This window comes from Streptomyces doebereineriae, assembly GCF_031845645.1.
In the GTDB taxonomy this organism is placed as follows: Bacteria; Actinomycetota; Actinomycetes; order Streptomycetales; family Streptomycetaceae; genus Streptomyces; species Streptomyces canus.
In genome coordinates, this window is sequence record NZ_JAVREZ010000011.1 from 55,232 (window position 1) to 71,150 (window position 15,919).

A 15,919-nucleotide genomic window follows, 5' to 3' on the forward strand; every position below is an offset into this window, starting at 1 on the left:
GCCTACGGTGAAACGAACCGTCCGCTGCGGCGCGGCGGCGCTGACCCTGGCCGCCCCGCTGCTCGGTACGGCGCCGGCTGCCGCCGGCTCCGGGCCGGTCACCGTCACGACACCCGCCTACGAACTGCGCGTCGCCACGGAGCGGTTGACCGTCACCACCGTACGGGCGGGCCGGACCGTTCTGGCCACCGCGCCCGCGGCGTTCCGGTTCCGGATCGGCGCCGACTGGCACATCGTCCGGGAGGTCACCGGCAGCACCCGTGACGGCAACACCTTGCGCGTCACCGCCGCCACCGACCTGCCGGGCGTCACCGTAGATCTGCGGATCACCCTGCGCTCCGACCGGTACGACGTGAACTGGACCCTGTCGGGCGCCCGGGCCGACGCGCTCAGCACGGCGTACGACCTGAGCAGCGCCGGGCACTGGTACGGGCACGGCGAGAACAGCGACCAGACGGTCCAGCCGTGGCCGCTGGACTCCGGGCAGGTGGTGGACACCGGGTTCAGCCCGGCGTCGTACCAGGTGGTCTCCCCCTTCTGGTACACCTCCAGCGCCACCGGACTGTGGGCGGACACCAGCGACCCGATGGACGTGCGGATCAACTCCGGCGGCAACGGGCTCGGCGAGTTCACCGTCACCGGAGACCGACCCGCCGCCTCCACGGTGTTCGTGGAGGACACCCCCGCCGAGGTGTACCGGGACCACATCGCGCTGGTCGGCAAGCCCGAACGCTCCGACACCCCCTACGAGCAGTACGCCACCCCGCTCTGGAACTCCTGGGCGCAGCTCTACGGTGAGCAGACCCAGGAGAACGTCCTCGCCTGGGCCCGTGCGCTGGCCGGCGCCGGGCTCGGCGGGCACGCGGTGCAGATCGAGGAGAGCGTGATCGCCGCGGACTTCGGCGAACGCTTCCCCGATCTGCCCGCGCTGTCCAGGAAACTCGGCCGCCTCGGCTTCGACCTCGGCATGTGGACGGGCCTGTACATGCCCGAGACCGCCGCCAACTTCTCCGAAGCCGTCGACAACGGCTATCTGCTGAAGGACCCGTCCGACCCGTCCAAGCCGTGCCTGTTCACCTGGTGGAACGGCCGCCAGACCGGGCTGATCGACCTGGCAAACCCGGCCGCCCGGCAGTGGTACACCGACGATCTCAGGGCCCAGACAAGCGAGTTGGGGGTGGCGGGCTTCAAGTTCGACACCGCCTTCTTCGACGACCGGTGCGCCCCCTACCCGGGGGCCACCCGCGCCGACTACGTGAAGTACGGCACCGAGCTGGCCGACCAGTTCGACCAGCAGGGGGCGGGGTTGCGGGTCGCGTGGAACGCCGCGCAGGCCAAGGGCTTCGCCACCCGCACGGCCGACAAGCCGACCACCTTCGCGGGGCTGCGCGCCGCGGTCTCGGCCAACCTGGCGGTCTCCACGATCGGTTACCCGTTCGTGGAGACCGACATGATCGGCGGCTCGCTCAGCTACCCGCCACCCACCAAGCAGGTACTGGCCCGCTGGGCACAGGCGGCCTCCCTGATGCCCCTGATGTACGCCTCCACCTCCCCCACCGGCGTACGGGACGCGACGACCGGCGAGTGGGTCGGTTACGACCGCGAGACGGTCGACCTCTACCGGCAGGCGATCAAGACACACGAGAAGCTCGCCCCCTACATCTGGGACCAGGTGCAGAGCACCCTGAAGACCGGCGATCCGATCATGCGGCCGCTGTTCTTCGACTTCCCGAAGGACGAGGCGAGTTACACGGTCGCCGACGAGTGGATGCTCGGCCCGGCCGTGCTGGCCGCACCGAAGCTCGACGAAGGCACCACCCGGGACGTCTTCCTGCCCACCGGAACGTGGCGTGACGTCACCAACGGCAAGGTCGTCCGCGGCCCCGTGACGCTCAGGGGATACGCGGCGCCGCTCGGCGTCACCCCAGCGTTCGTGAACCTCAGGGCCGAGGGCGCCACCAAGGCGTACCAGGCGCTTGCGCGCACCGGCGCGGAACAGCAAGCGGAACAGTAAGGGGCGTCAGATGCATGGGATACGCGGCAGGCTCGCGGCGTTGCTCCTGGCGGTCTCGGCCGTCGTGGCCGGGACGGTGGCACCCGCCGAGGCCGGTCAGCAAGGCGACGGGCGCGGCTGGACGGGGACCTGGGCGACGGCGGCCAGTGAGCACTACACGGTCTCGGGGATGTCCGAGGTGACGGTACGGATGCCGGTGCACACCAGCGTCGGCGGCTCGTCCGTGCGCATCCGGCTGACCAACGCCTACGCCACCGACCCGGTGACGATCGGGCACGCAACGGTGGGCCTGCGCGACGGCGGCTCCGCCGTGGCGCGCCCGTACGACCTGCGGTTCGGCGGGAAGCGCGGGGTCACCATCCCGGCGGGCGGCCAGGCTGTGAGCGATCCGGTCGGACTCGCCGTGCCGGCCCTGACCGACCTGGTCGTCAGTCTCCATCTGCCCGGCCAGGTCACACACATCACCGATCACTGGTGGGCGCAACAGACCGTGTACTGGACCGACTACGGGGCGGGCGACCACGCCGCCGACACCTCCGGCGACGCCTACACCTGGACCACCACAAGCTGGCCGTTCCTCAGCGGCGTCGACGTGACCGCGCCGAGGACCGGGGCGGTGGTGGCGCTCGGCGACTCGATCACCGACGGGTCCTACTCGACGGCCGACACGAACCAGCGCTGGCCCGATCTGCTGTCGGCCCGCCTCAACGCCTGCCTGCCCGGCGCCGGAGTGCTCAACGCGGGCATCACCAGCAACCGGATCACCGCCGGGACCGAGACCAACCCCTCGGCGCTCGACCGGCTCGAACGGGACGTGCTCTCCCAGCCGGGCGCCAGGACCCTGATCCTCTTCGAGGGGATCAACGATCTCGGCGGGGCGAGTGCCGAGCGGATCATCGCCGGGATGACGGAGATCGCCGACCGGGCGCACCAGCGCGGGATGCGGGTCGTGGGCGCCACGATCACCCCGTACAAGGACTTCACCTGGGGCGGCTGGAGCGAGGAGACGGAGGCGCGGCGACAGCAGGTCAACGCGTTCGTCCGGGGCTCCGGCAAGGTCTTCGACGACTACGCCGACTTCGACCGGGCGGTCCGGGATCCGGCGGATCCGCAGCGGCTGGGCGCGGCCTACGACTCCGGTGACCATCTGCATCCCAATGACGCCGGCATGAAGGCATTCGCCGACTCCATCGACCTGACGTCGCTCGGCCTCGGCCGCGGCTGTTCCTGAGGAGGGACCGTGTCCAGACGGCTTGAACACCTGCGGGGGCACCGAAGATTCGCGGTCCTGGCCACGGCGTTGACTGCCACCGTGGCAGCCCTGCTTCCGGTGGCGCCGGCCGCTGCCGAGACCGTACAGCCGGGTTGGACGGGGACGTGGGCGACCGCCCAGCACGCCGCGTACGACCCGGGCACCTCCGAGGTGACGGTCCGGATCCCGGTACGGGTGAGTGCGGGTGGGTCGAGCGTGCGCATCCGCCTGACCAACGACTTCACCACCGAGCCGGTGACGATCGGACACGCGACGGTCGGACTTCGTGATGGCGGTTCGGCCGTCGCGAAGCCGCAGAAGCTGCGGTTCGGCGGGAAGAGCGGGGTGACGATCGCGGCCGGCGAGCAGGCGGCCAGCGATCAGGTCCAGCTCACCGTGCCCGCCCGCAGCGACCTGGTCGTCAGTCTGTACTTCCCCGGCCGGCTCACCCACATCAGCCAGCACTGGATGGGCCTCCAGACCGTCTACTGGACGCCCGACGGAGGCGGCGACCACGCCTCGGACGCCGACGGGGACGCCTTCACCAAGACCGACTCCACCTTCCCGTTCCTCACCGGCGTCGACGTACAGGGCGGAAACGCGGCCGGCTCCGTGGTCGCGCTCGGCGACTCCATCACCGACGGCGCGGCCTCGACTTCGAACGCCAACCGGCGCTGGCCCGACTACCTGGCGGGCCGGCTGTCGGCCTGCTCGACCACCGCCGGGGTGCTGAACGAGGGCATCAGCGGCAACCGGATCACGGCCGGTGTCGACGGCAACCCGTCGGCGCTGGACCGGCTGGAGCGCGATGTGCTGTCGCAGCCGGGCGCCCGGACGGTGATCCTGTTCGAGGGTGTCAACGACCTCAGCTGGGGCGGCGCCACCGGTGATCAGGTGATCGACGGCATGAAGGAGATCGTGCGCCGCGCCCACGAACGCGGGCTGCGCGTGATCGGCGCGACGGTCGTGCCGTATCGCGGCTGGGGCGACTGGTGGACCGAGGCCAAGGAGGCCGACCGGCAGAAGGTCAACACGTTCGTACGCGACGGCGGCGTCTTCGACGGCTACGCCGACTTCGACAAGGCCGTACGGGACCCGGACGACCCCACCCGCTACGGCGCCGCCTTCGACTCCGGTGACCATCTGCACCCCAACGACGTCGGGATGAAGGCCTTTGCCGACGCGGTCGACCTCGCCGGACTGCGGGTGGCCCGGGACTGCCCCTCGGCTCGCGTCCGGCTCACGCCGTACCGGCCGACCCTGCAAGCCGGTGGCGACGGCACAGAGATCACGTCGACCGTCACCAACACCGGTCCCAGGGCGGTGACTCAGGTCAGCACCCGCCTCGATCTCCCCGACGGCTGGTCCGCCGAACCGGCCGACAGCACGCGGACCCGCTCCCTCGCTCCGGGCGAGAGCGCCACCGTCACCTGGACGGTGACCCCCGCGGCCGACACCACCTGGGGCACTCACGAGATCGGCGTACGCACCTCCTTCGTCCAGGACGGCCGTACCCGGCGCGACTCCGACAGCGTGGACGCGACGGTGACCCCCGCTCCGTCCGAGGTCCGGGCGCCGTATCAGACGACCGCCACCACCACCGAAGAGGCCCAATACGCGCAGAACGGCGACCAGTTCGCCATCTGGGCGGGCGGCCAGGACCTGTCCGGCTGGAAGGACGAGAAGGCGGCGGTCTACCTCGCCGACGCGGCGCCGCCGTCCGGCACGGTGACCGCCCGGGTCGTCGGTCAGACCGGCAGCGGCCCGTCCGCCAAGGCGGGCATCGCCGTGGCCAATGACCTCACCAAGCCCGAGGCCGGCGGCTACGCGCTGCTCACCATGTCCGCGCAGTACGGCCTGGAGTTCCTGACCGACAGCGACGGCGACGGAAAGCTCGACACCTGGGCAGGGGGCGGCAGTTCGTACCACCCCGCCTGGCTGAAGCTCGTCCGCGACGGCACCGCCTACACCGCGTACGCCAGCTCCGACGGCACCGCCTGGCAGCAGGTCGCCACCGCGACCGTTCCCTCCGCGAGCGGTACTGGCGACGCCGGTCTGGTCGCGAGCGCGGTCAACCTCAACTACCCCGGCCAGATCACGACAGCACTCTTCGACTCCTTCTCCACGCACGCCTGAGAGGCACATTCATGGCAGTCGACCGCAGACACTTCATGACCACCGCGGCCGCCCTCGGCGGCGCGGTGCTGCTCGCCCCGCCCGGCACCGCCCAGGCGCTCGCGCAAGGGGCCACGTCCGGGGCCCCGGGCATTCCCGACTACCAGGCCACCAAGGCATCCCTCGACACCCACCCGGTGCCGCGCTGGTACAAGGACGCCAAGTTCGGCATCTTCGTCCACTGGGGCATCTACTCGGTGATCGGCGGCGCGACACCGAGAAGCGCCTCCGAGTGGTACCTGTGGTACCAGAGCACCAAGGACACCGCCGAGTGGAAGTACCACCGCGACACCTACGGCGAGAACGTCAGCTACGACGACCTCATCCCCCAGTTCAAGGCCGAGAAGTACGACCCCGACGCCTGGGTGAAGCTGTTCGAGCAGGCGGGCGCCGAGTACTTCGCGCTGACCAGCAAGCACCACGACGGATTCGCCCTCTACCCAAGTCAGGTGACGGACCGTCACTCCGTGGCGTACGGCCCGAAGCGTGACCTGGTCGGCGAGTTGATGACCGCGGCCCGCAAACGTGGCACCGTGCGGCCCGGGCTGTACTACTCGCTCGGCGAGTTCTTCAACCCGGCGATCGGCCGGCCGATGCGCAACTTCTACACCGACCAGGAGATCCCGATGACCGGCTACAAGCCGGTCCAGGACTACGTCGGCGACTACGAGCTCAAGCAGCTGTACGAGATCATCGACCGCTACGACCCGGAGCTGCTCTGGGCCGACGGACAGTGGTTCCGGCCCACCGGCAACCCGCCGTGGCGCAGCGAAGAACCCATGGCCCACTACTACAACCAAGCCAAGAACCGTAAGTACCCCAAGGGTGTCGTGATCAACGACCGGTTCGACACCCACTTCGACTTCGCGACGTACGAGCAGCGCACCAACCCCACGATGGACCCCCAGAAGTGGGAGTGCTGCATGACCATCGGCTACTCCTGGGGCTACAACAAGCACGAGCCGGACGAGGACTACAAGACCTCCGAGTTCCTGATCCAGTTGCTCGCCGACGTGGTCAGCAAGAACGGCAACCTGCTGCTCAACATCGGCCCCAAGCCGGACGGCACGATCCCCGAGATCATGCAGGAGCGGCTGAAGGACATCGGCGCCTGGCTGAACGTCAACGGCCCCGCGATCTACGGGTCGACGCCCTGGGTGCGGGCGGAAGAGGAGGGCACGCCGCTCGGCATCCGCTACACCGTCTCACCCGGCAAGTTCAACATCATCGTGCTGGGCAAGCCCAGCGGCACCCTCTCGGTACCCGGCGACATCCCCATCAGCGCCATGTCCCGGGTCCGGCTGCTCGGCACGAGCGGGAGTCTGCGGTGGACCCGCCGTGACGGAAAGATCAACATCACCGTCCCGTCCTCCGTGCCCAGCGACATCGCCAATGTCTTCACCGTCGACTGGGCCCGGTGAGCGGCATGGGAATCAGCAACGGTACCCAGTTCGACACCCTGGGCCCCACCCTCACCGTCACCACGCAGCCGGCCGAGCCGGCCGGTGGTGACACGGTCACCGCCACCGCGGTCCTCACCAACGACTGCCCCTTCCCGCTCCGCAACGCCGTGCTCCATCTGATCAACCCCGGCGCCACCACGGCGGCGAAGACCATCCCGCTCGGCGACCTGGGGCGCGGCGCGAAGACAACCCGGCGCTGGGAGACGGCGATGCCGGCCGACGTGGCCGGGGACGTGTCGTTCACCGCGCACCTGGTCTTCGACGTCGACGACAACAGCAGCGACTGCGCGCGGTCCGTGAAGACGTTCACGGTGCCCTACGAGCCCAATGAGGTCCGGGACCCGTACCGGACGTTCGCCACCACCGACGACGTCAAGTTCGGCCAGTACGGCAGCCAATTGGTGATCTGGGCGGGCGGCCGCGACTTCTCCGGCGGCACCGACGAGAAGGGGGGCATCCTCCTTCCCGGATCCGCCGCCGAGTCGAGCGTGGTGCAGGTCGAGACGGTCAGCCTCACCGGCAGCGACAACCCCACCGCCAAGTACGGGATCGCCGTCGCCAACGACCTCACCGCCCCGGAGAAGGGCGGCTACGCCGTGCTCACCATGTCGAAGTCGTACGGCGTGGAGTTCATGACCGACAGCGACGGCAACGGCCACCTCGACACCTGGGCAGGCGGCGGCGTTTCCACCCACCCCGCCCTGCTGCGCCTGGTCCGCTCCGGCACCGCCTACACCGCGTACACCAGTATCAACAACGGCCTCTCCTGGAACGAGATCGCGAGCGCGACCGTGCCCTCCGCGAGCGGCGCCCTGGACGCGGGCGTGGTGGCGAGCGCCGTGAACCTCAACTACCCCGGCACGACGGTCCAGGCCGTGTTCGACCACTTCACCGTGGAGGCGTCGTGATCGCCTACCGTCCCGAGGAGGACTTCCTCTCGCCGCCCGTCTCGCTCATCGTGACCCCGGCCGCACCCGAGGCCGGCAAGACCGTGACCCTGACGGCCACCCTCACCAACTCCACCACGATCGCGCTGCGCGGCACCGTGCTCTATCTCGCCGTGGACGACTCCGCCGAACAGGACGGCCTGGGCGACCTCGCCCCCGGACGGTCGGTGACCCGCACCTGGCGGACCCGGCTTGCCGACGACGCGGAGGGCCGGGTCGTGTTCACCGCGCACGCCCTCTTCGACGTGCACCGCCACGGCTCCGACTGCACCCGTGCCACCACCCCCGTCCTGCTGCCGTACCGCTCGCTGTCCAAGGCGTTCGACAACGCAGGGATCTCCTCCGCCGACGACCTCACCGCCGCGAACATCGACGGCTCGAACTCCAGCCTGTCCGCCGATGCGCTGGCGTCGGTGGGACTGACCCCGGGTGCCACGGTCACCTACGGAGGGGTGCCCTTCACCTGGCCGGACACCCGGCCTGGCAGCCAGGACAACGTCGTCTCCTCCGGCCAGACGGTGCTGCTGTCCGGCTCCGGTTCCCGGTTGTCCTTCCTCGGCACCAGCACCTGGGGCGACGGCAAGGGTGACGGCAAGGTCGTCTACGCCGACGGCACCGAGCAGGCGTTCTCGGTCGACGTCCCCGACTGGTACGGCGCGAACTCCTCCGCCGCGGTGGTGTTGCCCTACCGCCACATCAGCTCCGGCCGTGACGACAACCCCGTCAGCCTGTTCACCTTCGGGGTCGATCTGACAGCTGGGAAGGAACTGCGTTCCGTGGTCCTGCCCAAGGTCAGCGACGGCATCCAGGCGGGCGCCGCCGCCCTGCACATCTTCGCCATGACGATCACGACGATCAACTGAGCTCGGCCGGAAGGACGTTCATGCACGACAACCGAGGCGACATCGACCTCCCAGGCGTCACCCGCAGACGGATCCTCACGGGCGCGGTGGTGCTGGGCGGTGCCGCGTTGCTGCCCTTCCCGCAGGGCGCGTACGCGGCGGGCGGAGCCCTCTTCGACACCGCGCCCGCCGCGGCCGCTGTGAAGCGGCTGCTTCCCGACCACTACCGGCAGCTCACGCTGCGGGCCGTCGCCGACGGCACCGACCGCTTCCGGGTCACCGGCCGGGCAGGGCAGATCACGGTGGAGGGCACCAGCCCCGCCGTACTGCTAGCGGGCCTCCACACCTACCTGCGGCGGACCGCGCACGCCTCCGTCTCCTGGACCGGCGAGCAGTTGAACCTGCCGCGCACCCTCCCCGCGCCCGCCGCGGAGATCACGGGAACGGCCAACGTGCCGCACCGCTTCGCCTTCAACGACACCAACGAGGGCTACACCGGCGCCTACCGCGACTGGGACGCCTGGCAGTACGAGCTGGACGTGCTGGCCGTACATGGGGTCAACCGGGTCCTCGTCTACATGGGCGGCGACGCCGTCTACTACGACACGTTCCGTCAGTTCGGCTACAGCGACGCCGAGATGCGCGCCTGGATCCCGGCCCCCGCCCGCCAGCCCTGGTGGCTGCTGCAGAACATGTCGGGCTTCGGCGGGCCCGTCTCCCGGCAGCTCATCGAGAAGCGTGCCGTGCTCGCCGAGAAGATCATCGACCGGGTACGTGACCTGGGCATGACGCCGGTCCTGCCGGGCTACTACGGCAGCGTCCCGGACGACTTCCCCGCCAGGCACGGCGGCGACGCGGCGGTGGTGGCGCAGGGCACCTGGGGCGCCTTCAAACGCCCCGACTGGCTCGACCCGCGCACCACGGCCTTCGAGGACGTGGCCGCCGCTTTCTACCGTGCCCAGAAGGAGCGGTTCGGCGGGAGCACGATGTACAAGATGGACCTGCTGCACGAGGGCGGCAACGCCGGTGACGTGCCGGTGGGCGAGGCTGCCAAGGCCGTCGAGGTGGCCCTGCAGAAAGCCCACCCGGGGGCCGTCTGGGCGATCCTCGGCTGGCAGAACAACCCGGCCAAGGAACTGCTCGACGGCGTCGACAAGAGCCGGATGCTGATCGTGGACGGCCTGTCGGACCGCTACACCACCGTCACGGACCGGGAGAGCGACTGGGGCGGCACCCCGTACGCCTTCGGCAGCATCTGGAACTTCGGCGGCCACACCCCGATCGGCGCCAACGCCCCGGACTGGGTGGATCAGTACCCCAAGTGGCGTGACAAGAAGGGCAGTGCGCTCGCCGGTATCGCGGCGATGCCCGAGGGGGCGGACAACAACGCGCCCGCGCTCGCCCTCCTCACCGACCTGGCCTGGACGCCCGGCACCGTGGACCTGGACGACTGGTTCGCCGCGTACGCGCTCTCCCGCTACGGCGGCCCCGACCGGCATGCGGCGGCGGCCTGGCAGACGATCCGCGACACCGCGTACAACATGTCCCGCGCGGACTCCTGGAGCGAGGCACCCGACGGCCTGTTCGGCGCCCGTCCGAGCCTGACGGCGAACAAGGCCGCCGCCTGGGGGCCGGAGAAGGACCGCTACGACACCACGGCGTTCGACGCCGCGCTCACCGAACTCCTCGCGGTACGAGCGGAGTTGAGGGACAGCTCGGCCTACCGGTACGACGTCGTCGACGTGGCCCGGCAGGTCCTGTCCAACCGCAGCCGGGTCCTGCTGCCGCAGATCAAGGCCGCCCACGATGCCGGGGACAAGGCCCTGTTCGGCAAGCTGACCAAGACCTGGCTGAGCTGGATGGACCTCCTCGACGACCTGCTGGCGACCTCCGGCCCGCATCTGCTCGGGCGGTGGCTCGCCGACGCGCGCTCCTGGGGCGCCGACCGGGCCGAGAAGGACCGCCTCGAGTACGACGTCCGCTCCCTCATCACCACCTGGGGCGGACGCGAAAGCAGCGAGGAGGGCCTGCACGACTACGCGAACCGGGAGTGGTCCGGACTGGTCGGCGGCCTGTACCGCACCCGCTGGCAGACGTATTTCAACGCGCTCGCCACGGGAAAGGACCCGGCGACGATCGACTGGTTCGCCCTGGAGGACCGCTGGGCGCACGCCCACGAGACGTACCCGACCGATCCCCACGGCTCCCCCTACGCCCTGGCCCGCAGCGTGCGCGACCTGCTCGCCGGCACTCCCTACCAGGCGGCCCTCACGGCGGGTGTCGACCGGGGAGCGGTGGCCGAGGGCACGCCCGCGACGGTGACGGTCACCTTCACCAACAGGAACGGCTTCACGGCGGCACGCGGCGTGACCCTTTCCGTCACCGCCCCCGAGGGCATGGCGGTGAAGCCGCTCGATCCGGTGAGCAAGGCGTCGGTGGCATCCGGCGAAACGTTGGTCGCCCGCTTCGAGGTCTCGTTGGCGGGTGCGCCCACGGAACTGGTCGGCACGGTCGTCGCGGCGGCGGTGTACGCGGGTGGCGGAAAGGTGGTGGCGCCGGTACGGCTGATGGCCGCGGCCGGGGTCGGTGACCCGTACCGCACGGTCTCCTACAACGACGCGGTGTTCGGCCAGGCCGGCGACGAGATCGCCATCGAGGGCGCGGGGGCCGACCTGTGGGGCGGCACCAACGAGTTCGGGGCGGCGTACCGGGCGGGCGGGTACAAGGACGGAACGGTGGCCCAGGTCACGGTCACGTCCCAGGACGCGTCCGGGGGCTGGGCACGAGCGGGCCTCATCGTCCGCAACGACCTGGGCACCCAGGGGTCCGCGGGCTATGTGAACCTGGCGATCACACCGTCCAACGGCTGCGCGCTGAGTTGGGACGCGGACGGAGACGGCCGTTTCGACTCGATCGAACTGTCGGGCTCCTTCACCGCGCCGGTGCGGCTGCGGCTGACCCGGTCCGGCGCCTCATACACCGGTGAGGCGAGCACGGACGGCGTCAACTGGACGACGGTGGGCACGGCCACGCCGTCAGGCGCGGCCGCCGCACAGGACATCGGGGTCTTCATGACCGCGGCCAACGGCTGGACCGACGGACGGGGCATCGCCACGTTCGACGGATTCACGGTGACCTGAATCGCGGTGACCGCGACGCCCCCTCCACCGCGCGGTGGAGGGGGCCTACGGCAGTCGCCAGTCCACCGGCTGGGCACCCTGCCGCAGCAGCAGATCGTTGGCCCGGCTGAACGGACGCGAGCCGAAGAATCCGCGGTCCGCCGACATCGGCGAGGGATGAGCGGACTCAATGGCCGGAAGATCCCCCAGGAGCGGCCGCAGATTGCGCGCGTCACGCCCCCACAGGACCGAGACCAGCGGCTTCCCCCGAGCGGCAAGCGCCCGGATGGCCTGCTCGGTGACCTCCTCCCAGCCCTGGCCGCGGTGCGCGCCCGGCTTGCGCGGGGCCGTCGTCAACGCCCTGTTGAGCAGCAGCACTCCCTGCTCGGCCCACGGGGTCAGATCGCCGTTGGACGGCCGGGGCAGCCCCAGGTCGGAGTGCATCTCCCGGAAGATGTTCTCCAGGCTGCCCGGCAGGGAACGCACCTCGGGCGAGACCGCGAAACTCAACCCGATCGCCATCCCCGGCGTCGGGTAGGGGTCCTGACCGACGATCAGAACGCGGACGTCGTCGAAGGGCTGCTGGAAGGCCCGCAGGACATTCGCCCCGGCCGGCAGGTAGGTCCGGCCCGCCGCTATCTCGGCCCGGAGGAAGTCCCCCATGGCGGCGATGCGTTCGGCCGCGGGCTCGAGAGCCTTCGCCCAGCCTGCTTCAACGAGTTCGTGCAAGGGTCGTGGTGCCACGGCGTGTCACTCTACTGGCAGGCACCGGGGCCCGGCACACACAGAAGCCCTCGCACACGGGCGCCGCTCCCGGCGCTATTCTTCCTCCTCGTCGAGATCTTGGAGCCGGTCGAGCAGACCACGCATCGGTCACCGGGAAGGCGGGGAGCTTGTCACTTCACGGGACCGGTACGGGGAAAGGGTTCCTCGCCGTCGACTCCGGCGGCTCCGGCCTGCGGGTCGTCGTCGGCGCGCCCGGCCGGGGGCACACGGCCCCGCGGGAGTCCCGGGAGCCCGTGCGGACGGGTGCGCGCGGGATCGACCCGGGGCACCTGATGGAGCAACTGACGCCCATGGTCAGGGCGTTGCTGCCCGAGGCGGGGGTGACCGGACTGGACACCGCCGTCGTCGGGGCGGCCGGTCTCGCGACCCTGGGGGATGCGCTGCGGGCCGAACTTCCCGGCGCGCTGGAAAGGGAGTTCGGGGTCCGGACCGTCGCGCTCGTCGCGGACGCGGTGACGGCCTACACCGGCGCTCTCGGTCCGCGCCCGGGTGCGGTCGTCGCGGCCGGTACCGGTCTCATCGCGATCGGCACCGACCTCGAGTCCTGGCGCCGGGCGGACGGCTGGGGTCATCTGCTGGGCGACTGCGGGGGCGGCGCGTGGATCGGGCGGGCCGGGCTGGAGGCCGCGCTGCGGGCCCACGACGGGCGATCCGGGGGCTCGGCGGCGCTGCTGGCCCTGGCCGAGGAGTCGTTCGGACCGGTGCGGGAACTGCCCGGCAGGTTGTACCCGCGTACGGACCGGCCCGCCGTGCTCGCCTCCTTCGCGCCCCAAGTGGCGGCCTGCGCCGGGAGCGACCCGGTCGCCGAGAGGATCCTGCGCGAGGCGGCCCGGCACATGGCGGACTCGGCGGCCGCGGTCTGTCCCGGAGAGGGCGAGGCACATGTCAGCCTCACCGGTGGCTTGTTCAGGATGGGTGCCGCCCTCGTCGTACCGCTGGAGGAGGAGTTGAGGCGGCGACTGCCGCACGCCCGGCGGGTCACGGCGGCGGGCGGGCCGCTGGAGGGATCCGTACAGATCGCCACAGAACTGGCGCGAGGCTCGCTCACTCTTCCGAGGGACGAGTCGATGTTGTACGTCGTGACCCCAAAGAGGGGCTGAAGCGGACGTAACTCATCAGACAAAACCGGACGGATACCGCTCACCTGCACCCTCCCCGAACAGGGGAGCCCCGGAAGCCAGTAACATGCGTCGCCATGAGCTCCCCCACTGGGCCCGCGTCCGGCCTGCCAGTACGAATGCCGCGACCTCGCCAGCCCGGGCGGCACCGCCGACCCGAGCCTTTGGCGGCTCCCGAGGGCGCGCCCGCGCTCGTCCTCGCGGTTCCGGGCACGCCCGCGGCCGCCACGCGCAGCCTCGCCGAGGAGGTCGTGAGCATCGCCCGCTCCGAGCTCCCCGGCCTCGACGCGCGGATCGGGTACCTCGACGGGGACGACTCGGAGTTCCCCACGCTTCAGGCCGTCCTGACCCATGCCGCCGAGGAGCGCACCGCCCGTTACGAGCAGGCTAAGGCCGCCGGGATGGACGTCAAGGAGCCCGACGGCCCCGTCGCCGTCGTGGTGCCACTGCTCGCCGGTCCGGACAGCGCGCTGCTGCGCCGGATCCGCCAGGCGGTGATGGACAGCCGGATCGCGGCCGACCTCACCGATGTGCTGGGCCCGCACCCGCTGCTCGCCGAGGCGCTGCATGTACGTCTGTCGGAGGCCGGGCTGGCCCGTGCCGACCGCGCTCGCCTGTTCGCCGTGACGACAGCCGCGGACGGCATCATCCTGGGCGCGGTGGGCGGCGAGGAGGCCGTGCAGGCGGCCGGGATCACCGGCATGCTGCTCGCCGCGCGTCTCGCCGTGCCGGTGATGGCGGCGGCGCTCGACCAGGACGGCTCGATCGCGTCCATCGCCGATCAGCTGCGGTCCTCCGGTTCACAGCAGCTGGCGCTCGCGCCGTACCTGATAGGGCCGGAGATCGATCCCGCCGTGATCGAGGAGGCGGCCAGGGAGGCCGGCTGCTCCGCCGCCGAGCCGCTCGGTCCCTACCCGGCGATCGGCAAGCTCGTCCTCGCCAAGTACACGACCGCGCTGGGCATCGCCCCGCAGCAGGCGCAGGGCGCACCGGTGCGCTGAGCGCGCCCCCTGCGACCGTGTCACCGAAAGGGCCCGCTCCATCCGTCGGAGCGGGCCCTTCGGTGTGGCAGGCGGCGGATCAGTCGAAGACCACGCAGGACGCGGCCGGGACCTCGACCGAGCCCTCGTACCTGGGCAGTCCGGTCGCCGGGTCCACGGCGAACCAGGTCACCTCGCCGGAGCGCTCGTTGGCCACGTACAGGAAGCCGCCGGACTCCGTGAGGGCCCTGGGCCAGCGGCCGCCGCAGATGACCGTGCCGACCAGCCGCAGGTCGTCGCCCTCGACGGCGAACGTGGACAGGACGTCCTCGCCCCGGGTGGCGGTCCACACGAAACGGCCGTCGGAGGACGTGACGACGCCCGACGGGTAGGCGTCGCCCTCCGGGGCGCCCGCCAGCACCGGGATCTCGCTCAGGGGCTTCAGGGAGCCCTCCTCGGCGTCCCAGCGGCAGGTGACGAGGGTCGGGGTGAGCTCGTTGAGGACGTAGGCACGGGTCCCGTCGGGATGGAAGGCCAGGTGGCGGGGGCCCGAGCCGGGGCGCAGGGCGACCTCGCGGTGTATGTCGAGCGCGCCGTCCGTCAGGGTGCACACCCGCACGGAGTCCGTGCCGAGGTCGACGCTGACGATCCACCGCCCGCTCGGGTCGGGCTGCACCTGGTGGGCGTGCGGGCCCTGCTGGCGGGGCGTGTGCGGGCCCGAACCGGTGTGGCGCAGCACGCCGGAGGGGGCACCCGCGAGGGAGCCGTCGGCGCGCAGGGGCACGGTGGTGACGCTGCCGGAGCCGTAGTTGGCGGTCAGGACGTGTCCGGCGTGCACGGCGAGGTGCGTGGGCCCGTTCCCGTCGACCGGCACCGGCGGGCCGGCCGGCTCGGGCCGGTCGCCGCTCACCCGGTACGCGGCCACCGCGCCCTCGGCCGTCTCGCTGACCGCGTACAGCACGTCCCCGTGGGCCGACAGAGCCAGATACGACGGATCGCGTACGCCGTTCAGGCCGCTCAGCACCTTCAACGCACCCGTGCCCGGGGCCACCGCCGCCGTCACGATGCCGGGGCCTCCCGCCGCCGTGAACGACCCGATGTAGGCCCGTCCCCGCCCGCCGCCGTCTGCCACAGTCGTCCCCTCTCGGTCTGTGCCGTTCGGGGCGACGGTAGCAGTCGATCAGCACCGGTCTAGACCAGAGCCGGTAAAAATTCACGGGCCG

Annotated in this window: 11 protein-coding genes; 9 read left to right on the forward strand and 2 right to left on the reverse strand. The window is 71.2% G+C overall.

Going from position 1 to position 15,919, the window contains the following annotated elements; all coding sequences use genetic code 11:
- The first annotated feature begins 7 nt into the window (after positions 1 to 7).
- Genes RNB18_RS29085 through RNB18_RS29115 form a run of 7 tightly spaced genes read left to right on the forward strand, consistent with a single transcriptional unit; the run spans position 8 to position 11,833 of the window.
- Positions 8 to 2,014: a TIM-barrel domain-containing protein gene (locus RNB18_RS29085; RefSeq protein ID WP_311717086.1), complete on the forward strand. Its 2,007-nt coding sequence runs from the start codon at positions 8 to 10 to the stop codon at positions 2,012 to 2,014.
- Between the two features lie 10 nt (positions 2,015 to 2,024).
- Positions 2,025 to 3,245 carry an SGNH/GDSL hydrolase family protein gene (locus tag RNB18_RS29090; RefSeq protein ID WP_311717087.1) on the forward strand — a complete coding sequence of 407 codons (1,221 nt, stop codon included), beginning with the start codon at positions 2,025 to 2,027 and terminating at the stop codon, positions 3,243 to 3,245.
- Between the two features lie 9 nt (positions 3,246 to 3,254).
- Positions 3,255 to 5,402, forward strand: coding sequence for a GDSL-type esterase/lipase family protein (locus tag RNB18_RS29095; RefSeq protein WP_311717088.1), 2,148 nt, complete (start codon positions 3,255 to 3,257; stop codon positions 5,400 to 5,402).
- An 11-nt stretch (positions 5,403 to 5,413) separates the two neighbouring features.
- The gene (locus tag RNB18_RS29100; RefSeq protein WP_311717089.1) at positions 5,414 to 6,862 is read left to right on the forward strand and encodes an alpha-L-fucosidase; all 1,449 of its coding nucleotides are present in this window, start codon (positions 5,414 to 5,416) and stop codon (positions 6,860 to 6,862) included.
- A 5-nt stretch (positions 6,863 to 6,867) separates the two neighbouring features.
- On the forward strand, positions 6,868 to 7,812 hold the full coding sequence (locus RNB18_RS29105; protein WP_311717090.1) for a hypothetical protein: 945 nt from the start codon (positions 6,868 to 6,870) through the stop codon (positions 7,810 to 7,812).
- Positions 7,809 to 8,714: a beta-glucosidase gene (locus RNB18_RS29110; RefSeq protein WP_311717091.1), complete on the forward strand. Its 906-nt coding sequence runs from the start codon at positions 7,809 to 7,811 to the stop codon at positions 8,712 to 8,714. The genes RNB18_RS29105 and RNB18_RS29110 overlap by 4 nt, the downstream gene beginning before the upstream one ends.
- A gap of 20 nt (positions 8,715 to 8,734) precedes the next feature.
- The gene (locus RNB18_RS29115; protein ID WP_311717092.1) at positions 8,735 to 11,833 is read left to right on the forward strand and encodes an alpha-N-acetylglucosaminidase; all 3,099 of its coding nucleotides are present in this window, start codon (positions 8,735 to 8,737) and stop codon (positions 11,831 to 11,833) included.
- Positions 11,834 to 11,878: 45 nt separating this feature from the next.
- Here RNB18_RS29115 and RNB18_RS29120 read toward each other — a convergent pair whose 3' ends face one another.
- The gene (locus RNB18_RS29120; protein ID WP_057609776.1) at positions 11,879 to 12,556 is read right to left on the reverse strand and encodes a uracil-DNA glycosylase; all 678 of its coding nucleotides are present in this window, start codon (positions 12,554 to 12,556) and stop codon (positions 11,879 to 11,881) included.
- 149 nt (positions 12,557 to 12,705) lie between these two features.
- Here RNB18_RS29120 and RNB18_RS29125 point away from each other — a divergent pair, with 149 nt between their 5' ends.
- Both RNB18_RS29125 and RNB18_RS29130 read left to right on the forward strand, forming a co-directional pair.
- Positions 12,706 to 13,698 (forward strand): N-acetylglucosamine kinase, encoded by a 993-nt coding sequence (locus tag RNB18_RS29125; protein ID WP_311717093.1) that lies wholly within the window; start codon positions 12,706 to 12,708, stop codon positions 13,696 to 13,698.
- A 95-nt stretch (positions 13,699 to 13,793) separates the two neighbouring features.
- On the forward strand, positions 13,794 to 14,717 hold the full coding sequence (locus RNB18_RS29130; protein ID WP_280855942.1) for a sirohydrochlorin chelatase: 924 nt from the start codon (positions 13,794 to 13,796) through the stop codon (positions 14,715 to 14,717).
- A 79-nt stretch (positions 14,718 to 14,796) separates the two neighbouring features.
- Here RNB18_RS29130 and RNB18_RS29135 read toward each other — a convergent pair whose 3' ends face one another.
- The gene (locus RNB18_RS29135) at positions 14,797 to 15,828 is read right to left on the reverse strand and encodes a lactonase family protein (RefSeq protein WP_311717094.1); all 1,032 of its coding nucleotides are present in this window, start codon (positions 15,826 to 15,828) and stop codon (positions 14,797 to 14,799) included.
- Positions 15,829 to 15,919 lie beyond the last annotated feature (91 nt).

Bases quoted from the DNA above. Each gene is read 5' to 3' on its own strand.
- RNB18_RS29115 (WP_311717092.1), top strand. From the start codon at position 8,735: ATGCACGACAACCGAGGCGACATCGACCTCCCAGGCGTCACCCGCAGA.
- RNB18_RS29130 (WP_280855942.1), top strand. From the start codon at position 13,794: ATGAGCTCCCCCACTGGGCCCGCGTCCGGCCTGCCAGTACGAATGCCG.
- RNB18_RS29090 (WP_311717087.1), top strand. From the start codon at position 2,025: ATGCATGGGATACGCGGCAGGCTCGCGGCGTTGCTCCTGGCGGTCTCG.
- RNB18_RS29105 (WP_311717090.1), top strand. From the start codon at position 6,868: ATGGGAATCAGCAACGGTACCCAGTTCGACACCCTGGGCCCCACCCTC.
- RNB18_RS29100 (WP_311717089.1), top strand. From the start codon at position 5,414: ATGGCAGTCGACCGCAGACACTTCATGACCACCGCGGCCGCCCTCGGC.